Genomic DNA, 7,048 nt, shown 5'->3' with positions numbered 1-7,048 from the left:
TCGGGCAGGGCCGCGCCCCGGGGGTCGGCGGGCCGGGCGCCGTAGGGGAAGCTCCCGCCGTCGTGCACGGTGAGGACGGCCTCGGGGTCGTTGCGCTCGCGGAAGGACTCCCAGACCTTCGTGCCCTCCTCCACGCCGTACCTGTCCTGGGCGGCCAGCAGGGAGAGCGCGTTGTCGACCTCCCCACCACCGCCGGAGCCGAACAGGGAGCCGATGACGGAGGCCAGCGCCACCATGTCGGTGACCTTGAAGTGGTCTATGGTGCCGGCGTTGGTGATCGAGTCCTTGTGGCCGGTCAGGACGTACTCGCCGGGGAAGTAACGGCCGCTGTCGGAGGCGTCGATGTAGGCGTTGATGCCGTCGAGGTAGGCCTTGACGTCGTCGAGGGCCTGCCGGCCGCGGGCGCCGTTGTGCGCGACCGCGTTGTCGATCTGCGCCTGGAGGTCGGCCTCGGTGTAGGGCGCGTTGCGGTAGAACTGCTGCTCCAGGCCCTGGTTGGCGGGCGCGCCGCCCGCGAAGCCGGTGAGCTGCCCGCGTCCGACGTGCCGGAAGACGTCCATCAGCCAGAGCCGGTCCTGGGCCGCCGCGTACCCGGCGCCGAACTCGGTGCCGTAGCGGGTGGTGCCCGTGATGTGCGGCACGCCGGTCTTCTTGTCGCGGACGATGGTCACGTCCGTGCGGCCGGCCGGCTTCTCGGTGGAGGCGACCTGGTCGGCGGGGACGCCGAAGGAGGCGTCGTTGAAGAAGGTGTTGACGGTGGCGTCGGTCAGCGTCTTGTAGCCGGTGGCCAGGTTCGCGTACGGGCCGAGCTGGTCCTCGGCGTGCGCGGGCTGGGTGCCGAAGGCCTGGTTGAGCAGTATCTGCGCGAGGGTGGCGGTGCCGTTCTCGCCGGGCGGCAGGATGTCCGAACACCGGCCGCCGCAGTAGTCGTTGGGCGCCGTCGCGTCCGTCGCCGCGACCGCGGTCCGTGTGAGGGGTGTGAGGAGACCGGCGACGAGGAGGCATACGGACGCCGTCTTCAGGAACCCGGGGAGTCGGCGGGACGTTCTCAGTCTGTCAGGGGCGGTGCGTGGGGTTCGCCGTGGCATGGCGGCTCCTAGCGACTGGGGTGGCCGAACGTTACCGCCGGTTATCCCCACGTTTAAAGGTGAACATGCGTCACTTTCTGGAGTCCGCAAGGAGAACCGGAGAAGAGATGGAGCCGAATCGCCTGTCGATACGTCTATTCGGCGATGTCCGTGCGACGACGCCGAAGTGACCGCAGTGCAGGTACAGGTGTGACGGAGGTGCAGGGCGATGGCCGGTTTCCGGAGTCTGGCGAGACAGGTACGCGACCCGGACTGCGATCTGGCACTGCGGCGGTACTCGCTGCGCAAGTGCCTTGAGAAGTTCGCCCCTTACGGGCACAGGGCGACCTGGGACCATCTGTGCTCCCGGGCGGGGTTCGGCCCCGAGGACCGCTCGCCCGATCCGGCGCGGCTGGTGGCCGCGCTGGAGGAGCTGGAGGAGGCGCGTGACGTCTGGCTCGCCTACGAGACGGACTTCACCGAGCGGCGCAAGCGGGAGAAACACGACGGACTGCGCCGGCCGGGCAGCGTGGACGACTGGCACCGGCTGACCTGGGGCGGTTTCGGGGTCGCCTGGTGCGACGATCCGCAGGTGCACCCCCGGGCGCCGCTGGCGGAGGTGCTGCGCCGGCTGATCGCCGCGCTGGAACGGGAGCCGGGCACGTCGTGCCCGGTGTGCGGCGGCGAGCGCCTGGTGTGGAAGTACGGCCTGGACCACGAACCGTCGTCCGGCCCGGTCTGCACGGACTGCGGCATCCTGGTCCCGCGTCCCGTGCTCAGCCCCCTGGCCCTCCGGCACGCGGGGCGGAACCGCCAGCTGACACCGGCCTGACCACCGGCCGTCGGCGAGACGCGGGGGTGCGCAGGGGATGCCGCACCCCTCCCACGGGAGACCCGCCGGGAGGCGGGAGGTGTCGCCGGTGGCGGGCACCATCGAGGCATGGTGCAGGTGTGTCTCAGCGGAAGCCGCTCGGCCGCCGACAGCGTGGGCGTCCCGATGTCCCCCGAGGACCTGGCCCGCTGCGCCGCCGAGGCGGTGGCGGCCGGTGCCACCTCGGTGCACCTCCATCCCCGGACGCCGTGCGGGCGCGAGAGCCTCTCCCCGCGCGTGGCCGGCCCGGCGCTGGAGGCGATACGGGCGCGGGTGGCGGTACCGGTCGGTGTGACCACCGGTGCCTGGACGGAGCCCGGCCCGGCGGCGCGGCTCGACCGGGTGCGTTCCTGGACGGTGCTGCCCGACTTCGCCTCGGTCGACCGGCATGAGACCGGCGCCGAGGAGGTCGCGGCGGAACCGCCAAACGGGTCCGACGCCCGGCTGGTGGCGGAGGCGACAGCCGAACGAGCCCGCGCCCGGCCCCGAGGAGGATGACGGCGTACGTCCCCTCCGGCGGAGTGCGCGGAGCAGCGGAGCCCGTGTCGCCGCCGGGCGCCGCGCGGCTGTGTCAGCGGCGCTCGGCCATCAGCCGGGAGCCCGTCAGGCGGTCGCCGAAGATGTCGTCCGGGTTGGACAGGGCGCAGGTCTTCAGGGACAGGCAGCCGCACCCGATGCAGTCGGTGAGCTGGTCGCGCAGCCGGTTCAGCTGCTGGATGCGCTCCTCCAGTTCCGAGCGCCACAGCTCCGACAGCCGCGCCCAGTCCTCCCTGGTCGGCGTGCGCCCCTCCGGCAGTTCCCCCAGGGCCTCGCGGATCGTGGCCAGGGGGATGCCGACCCGCTGGGCCGCGCGGATGAAGGCGACCCGGCGCAGGGTGTCACGGCTGTACCGGCGCTGGTTGCCGGAGGTGCGCCGGCTGGAGATCAGGCCTTTGGACTCGTAGAAGTGCAGGGCGGACACCGCCGCTCCGCTGCGCGCGGACAACTGGCCGACGGTCAGCTCGTGGATCTTCTCGGGAATCTGGGGCACCCCTCAGAGACTACAGAGACCCCTGGCCCGACCGGCCCCGCGTCCGTTGACATCGCCCCGCCACCCGACCATGCTAAGCAGTTGCTTAGAGATGCGAGCGAGAGGCCGGGAACATGGCAGAACCGAGGACCTTCACCTCCCCCGACGAGCTGAGGGCGGCCGTGGGCGAGCAGCTGGGGTACACCGACTGGCTGGAGATCGACCAGAAGCGGATCGACCTGTTCGCCGAGGCGACCGGCGACCACCAGTGGATCCACGTGGACCCGGAGAAGGCCGCCGCCGGGCCGTTCAAGACCACCATCGCGCACGGCTATCTCACCCTGTCGCTGCTGCCCCTGTTCGGGCCGCGGCTCATCCGGGTCGAGGGCGTGAAGATGGGCGTCAACTACGGCACGAACAAGGTCCGCTTCCCCTCCCCCGTCCCGGTCGGCTCCCGGCTGCGCGCCACCGGGACGATCACCGGTGTCGAGGACGTCACCGGCGGTGTGCAGGTGACGGTCTCGTTCACCGTGGAGCGCGAGGGCGGCGACAAGCCGGTGTGTGTCGCGGAGTCGGTGTCCCGGTACTACCTGTAGCCCCGGGGCCGGTACCACCTGTGGCCCCCGGAGCCCGTGGGGCCTAGCGGGCCCCGACCATCCGCAGGACGAGGTCGGCGTAGAGCGCGCCGACCTCCTCGGGGGTGCGCGGGCCGTCCACGTTGAACCAGCGGGCCACGTCGATGCACAGCGACAGCACGGCGAGCGTGGTGCCCCGTACGTCCAGGACGTCGAACTCGCCGGCGGCCACGCCGTCCTCGATGATCCGGCGCACCTCGGCGTCCACCTGGCGGCGCAGCGCGACGATCTCCGCGCGGGCGTCGGGACCGAGGGCGTCCAGCTCGTACTGCACGACCCGCGCGGTGGTGCGCCGCCCCGCGTGCCAGCGGACGAAGGAGCTGACCGCGTCGGCCAGCCGCTCCTTGGCCGTGCCCTCGCGGCGGGCCGCGGTGCGCAGGATCTCCAGGGCCTTGTCGTGGCCGATCCGGCTGATCCGGTGGAGCAGCTCTTCCTTGGTCTTGTAGTGGATGTACAGCGCGGCCGGGCTCATGCCGGCGCGGCCCGCGATGTCCCGGGTCGTCGTGGCGTGGTAGCCGCGCTCGGCGAAGGCCTCCACGGCGGCGACGAGCAGCCGCCGGGCCGCGTCCGGGGTGACCTCTTCCCACGGCTCCACTTCGCCGCCGGTCGTCTCCTCCGCCGTACTCATCGCTCGTTCGCCCCTCTCGGTGACAGGAGCACCACCATACCGCCGACGGTGAGCGGGCGCTTAGCGTGGCCGCTCAGACCTTGTCGAAGGGGTCGTGCTCGGCGAGCAGCTTCTCCAGCCGGGCCTGGTCGACCCGGCTGACGAGCTGCCCGGCCTCCTGCCGGTCGCGGATCACCTTGGCGAGGGTGAAGGCGGAGGTGACGAGGTACAGCACGGCGATCGCCAGGAAGCCGCGGACCCAGGCGCTCGCGTCCAGCCGGAGGATGCCGATGCCGGTGGCCGCCATGGCGACCGAGAAGGAGGCCACGGCCTGGCCGTAGAAGGCGGTCGTGCTCTGCTGTCGGACCGGTGTGTCGCTCATCGCCCCAGCATCGGCGGACGCGCCCCGCGGCACATCCGCCGGAATACTCAGGCGGTACTCAGAACGCCGACACCCCGGTCAGGGCGCGTCCGATGAGCAGCTTCTGGATCTGGCTGGTGCCCTCGTAGAGCGTCATCACACGGGCGTCGCGCAGGAGTTTGCCGACCGGGTACTCGTCGATGTAGCCGTAGCCGCCGAAGACCTGGAGGGCGTTGTTGGCGGCGCGGACGGCGGCCTCGGAGGCGAACAGCTTGGCCTTGGAGGACTCCACGGCGAACGGCTCGCCGCGGTCGATCAGATCGGCGACCCGCCAGGTCAGCAGCCGGGCCGCGTCGACGTCCACGGCGATGTCGCTGAGCAGTTCCTGCACCAGCTGGTGGTGGGCGATGGGGGTGCCGAACTGCTCGCGCTCCCCCGCGTACGCCACGGCCGCGTCCAGTGCGGCCTGGGCTATCCCGACACAGCCGGCGGCCACCGACATCCGGCCCTTGGCGAGCGCGGACATGGCGACGTTGAAGCCCTTGCCCTCGGCGCCGACCATGGCGGAGGCGGGCACCCGGACGTCCTGGAGGACCAGTTCGGCGGTGGCCTGGCCGCGCAGGCCCAGCTTGCCGTGGAGGGTGCGGCGGGTCAGGCCGGGCGTGTCGGTGGGGATCAGGAAGGCGGACACGCCCTTGTGGCCGGGGGCGTCGGTGGAGCGCGCGAAGAGCAGGACGACGTCCGCCCAGGTGCCGTTGGTGATGAACATCTTGGTGCCGTTCACCACGTAGTCGTCGCCGTCGCGCACCGCCCGGGTGGTGAGGCTGCCCGCGTCGGAGCCGGTGCCGGGCTCGGTGAGGCCGAAGCAGCCGACGTACTCGCCGGCGGTGAGCCCGGGCAGCCAGCGCCGCTTCTGCTCCTCGCTGCCCCAGGCGGCGACGGTCTTGGCGACCAGCCCGAGGGAGACGGACACGATGCCGCGCACGGAGGAGTCGCCGCGGCCCAGCTCCTCGGTGACCAGGCAGTACGCGAGGTGGTCGCCGCCCGAGCCGCCGTACTCCTCGTCGATGGTCAGACCCAGGAAGCCGACGTCGCCGAGCTTCTTGACGATGCCCCGGTCCACCTCCTCGGCGCGGTCCCAGGCGACCACGTGCGGGGCGATCTCGCGCTCCACGAAGTCCCGGGCGAGCTGCCGTACGGCCGCCTGCTCCTCGCCGAGCCCCAGGTTCACCACGAGATCACCCCACACACCGAACGCGTCCGTCGACGGCCCTTGAAAGCCGTACATTTAAATTAGCACTGCTAGTTTCCGACTCTCAGCCCTACTATGTGCGCCATGGCCCGACCGCGCAAGCCCCTCCTCAGCCCCGACCGGATCGTCGAAACGGCCCGGGACCTCGTGGACCGGGAGGGCCTGGCGGCCGTCTCCACCCGGCGTCTGGCCGCCGAGCTGGGGGTGAGCGGGCCCTCGCTCTACAACCACTTCCGCACCAAGGACGAGATCCTGGAGGCGGTCGCGGACTCGGTGAGCGCGCAGGTCGACCTCTCGATGTTCGACGACGGCCGGGACTGGCGGACCGCGCTGCACGACTGGGCCGTCTCCTACCGGGCCGCCCTGCGCGACCACCCGAACATCGTCCCGGTCCTCGCCCGGGGCCCCGGCCGCCGCCCGGCCGCGCTGCGGCTGGCCGACGCGGTCTACGGCGCGATGGTCGACGCGGGCTGGCCGCCGGCCCAGGCGACCTCCATCGGGGCGCTGATGCGGTACTTCATCATGGGCTCGGCGCTCGGGTCGTTCGCCGGCGGCTTCGTGGACGACGCGAGCGCCTACGACCCGTCCGACTACCCCCACCTCGGACAGGCCCATCTGCTCGCCGAGCAGCAGGAGAAGATCGACGAGCGGGCCTTCGAGACGGGGCTCGGCGCGCTGCTGGACGGGCTGGCGCAGCAGTACGAGCGGGTACGGGCGTGACGCTTCGGCGACCGCCGAAACACCGGTGTCCCATGCTGGGGACATGAACACCGAGGACCCCCGGGCCGCCGGCCTCGCCGCGCTGGCCGGGCTGATCGCCGACCGGACGCGGGCCGCGTGCCTGCTGGCACTGCTGGACGGGCGGGCGTGGACGGCCGGTGAGCTGGCCCGGCACGCCGGGGTGGCCCCCTCCACGCTGAGCGAGCACCTGGACCGGCTGGTGGCCGGCGGGCTGCTCGCCCAGGAGCGGCAGGGGCGGCACCGGTACGTACGGCTGGCCGGCGCGCGGGTGGCACAGCTGGTGGAGGACCTCGCCGCGCAGGTGTCCCCGGCCGAGGCGGTGCGGCCGCCCCGGGGGCTGCGCGAGGCGAGCGCCGGGGCCGCCATGGCCCGCGGGCGCACCTGTTACGACCATCTCGCCGGGCGGCTGGGCATCACGGTCACCGACGCGCTCACCGAGCGGGGGCTGCTGCGGCAGGACACCGGGTTCGCGCTGACCGACGCGGGGGTGGAGTGGTTCGCCGCG

9 protein-coding genes and 1 pseudogene are annotated in these 7,048 nt (G+C 72.4%); 5 read left to right on the top strand and 5 right to left on the bottom strand.

From position 1 onward, the window contains the following. A partial coding sequence (locus H5J33_RS18150; RefSeq protein ID WP_181795986.1) for a penicillin acylase family protein occupies positions 1-1,088 on the bottom strand: 1,088 nt, incomplete at its 3' end. Positions 1,089-1,296: 208 nt separating this feature from the next. On the opposite strand from H5J33_RS18150, the gene H5J33_RS18145 reads away from it, so the two are divergent. Further along, on the top strand, positions 1,297-1,899 hold the full coding sequence (locus H5J33_RS18145) for a hypothetical protein (protein WP_181795985.1): 603 nt from the start codon (positions 1,297-1,299) through the stop codon (positions 1,897-1,899). A gap of 108 nt (positions 1,900-2,007) precedes the next feature. Then, positions 2,008-2,355: pseudogene (locus H5J33_RS18140) on the top strand (3-keto-5-aminohexanoate cleavage protein); the annotation flags it as partial. Positions 2,356-2,509: 154 nt separating this feature from the next. On the opposite strand, the gene soxR reads toward H5J33_RS18140, so the two are convergent. Then, a complete protein-coding gene (gene soxR / locus H5J33_RS18135; RefSeq protein WP_181795984.1) occupies positions 2,510-2,968 on the bottom strand; it encodes a redox-sensitive transcriptional activator SoxR in 459 nt (152 codons plus the stop codon). A gap of 113 nt (positions 2,969-3,081) precedes the next feature. Between soxR and H5J33_RS18130 the strand changes: the two genes are divergently transcribed. After that, positions 3,082-3,543 (top strand): MaoC family dehydratase, encoded by a 462-nt coding sequence (locus H5J33_RS18130; RefSeq protein WP_181795983.1) that lies wholly within the window; start codon positions 3,082-3,084, stop codon positions 3,541-3,543. Between the two features lie 43 nt (positions 3,544-3,586). Here the strand turns inward: H5J33_RS18130 and H5J33_RS18125 are convergent, their stop codons facing one another. The 3 genes from H5J33_RS18125 to H5J33_RS18115 all read right to left on the bottom strand — a co-directional run bounded on the left by H5J33_RS18125 (position 3,587) and on the right by H5J33_RS18115 (position 5,781). After that, positions 3,587-4,210 (bottom strand): TetR/AcrR family transcriptional regulator, encoded by a 624-nt coding sequence (locus H5J33_RS18125; protein WP_181795982.1) that lies wholly within the window; start codon positions 4,208-4,210, stop codon positions 3,587-3,589. 73 nt (positions 4,211-4,283) lie between these two features. Then, entirely contained in the window at positions 4,284-4,571 is a 288-nt protein-coding gene (locus H5J33_RS18120; protein WP_181795981.1) for a YiaA/YiaB family inner membrane protein, read from the bottom strand. 58 nt (positions 4,572-4,629) lie between these two features. Next, positions 4,630-5,781, bottom strand: coding sequence for an acyl-CoA dehydrogenase family protein (locus H5J33_RS18115; protein ID WP_181795987.1), 1,152 nt, complete (start codon positions 5,779-5,781; stop codon positions 4,630-4,632). A gap of 105 nt (positions 5,782-5,886) precedes the next feature. On the opposite strand from H5J33_RS18115, the gene H5J33_RS18110 reads away from it, so the two are divergent. Together H5J33_RS18110 and H5J33_RS18105 are read left to right on the top strand one after the other, a co-directional pair. Next, on the top strand, positions 5,887-6,522 hold the full coding sequence (locus tag H5J33_RS18110; protein ID WP_181795980.1) for a TetR/AcrR family transcriptional regulator: 636 nt from the start codon (positions 5,887-5,889) through the stop codon (positions 6,520-6,522). Positions 6,523-6,565: 43 nt separating this feature from the next. Then, a partial coding sequence (locus H5J33_RS18105; protein ID WP_181795979.1) for a helix-turn-helix transcriptional regulator occupies positions 6,566-7,048 on the top strand: 483 nt, incomplete at its 3' end.

Origin of the sequence: Streptomyces sp. WELS2, assembly GCF_013870595.1 — a bacterium.
In the GTDB taxonomy this organism is placed as follows: Bacteria; Actinomycetota; Actinomycetes; order Streptomycetales; family Streptomycetaceae; genus Streptomyces.
Note: the sequence above shows the minus strand (reverse complement) of the source record. Positions and strands in the feature narration are given on the sequence as shown.

Excerpts from the sequence above, each read along its gene's own strand:
- H5J33_RS18145 (WP_181795985.1), top strand. The coding sequence starts at position 1,297 with ATGGCCGGTTTCCGGAGTCTGGCGAGACAGGTACGCGACCCGGACTGC.
- H5J33_RS18130 (WP_181795983.1), top strand. The coding sequence starts at position 3,082 with ATGGCAGAACCGAGGACCTTCACCTCCCCCGACGAGCTGAGGGCGGCC.
- H5J33_RS18125 (WP_181795982.1), bottom strand. The coding sequence starts at position 4,210 with ATGAGTACGGCGGAGGAGACGACCGGCGGCGAAGTGGAGCCGTGGGAA.
- H5J33_RS18120 (WP_181795981.1), bottom strand. The coding sequence starts at position 4,571 with ATGAGCGACACACCGGTCCGACAGCAGAGCACGACCGCCTTCTACGGC.
- H5J33_RS18110 (WP_181795980.1), top strand. The coding sequence starts at position 5,887 with ATGGCCCGACCGCGCAAGCCCCTCCTCAGCCCCGACCGGATCGTCGAA.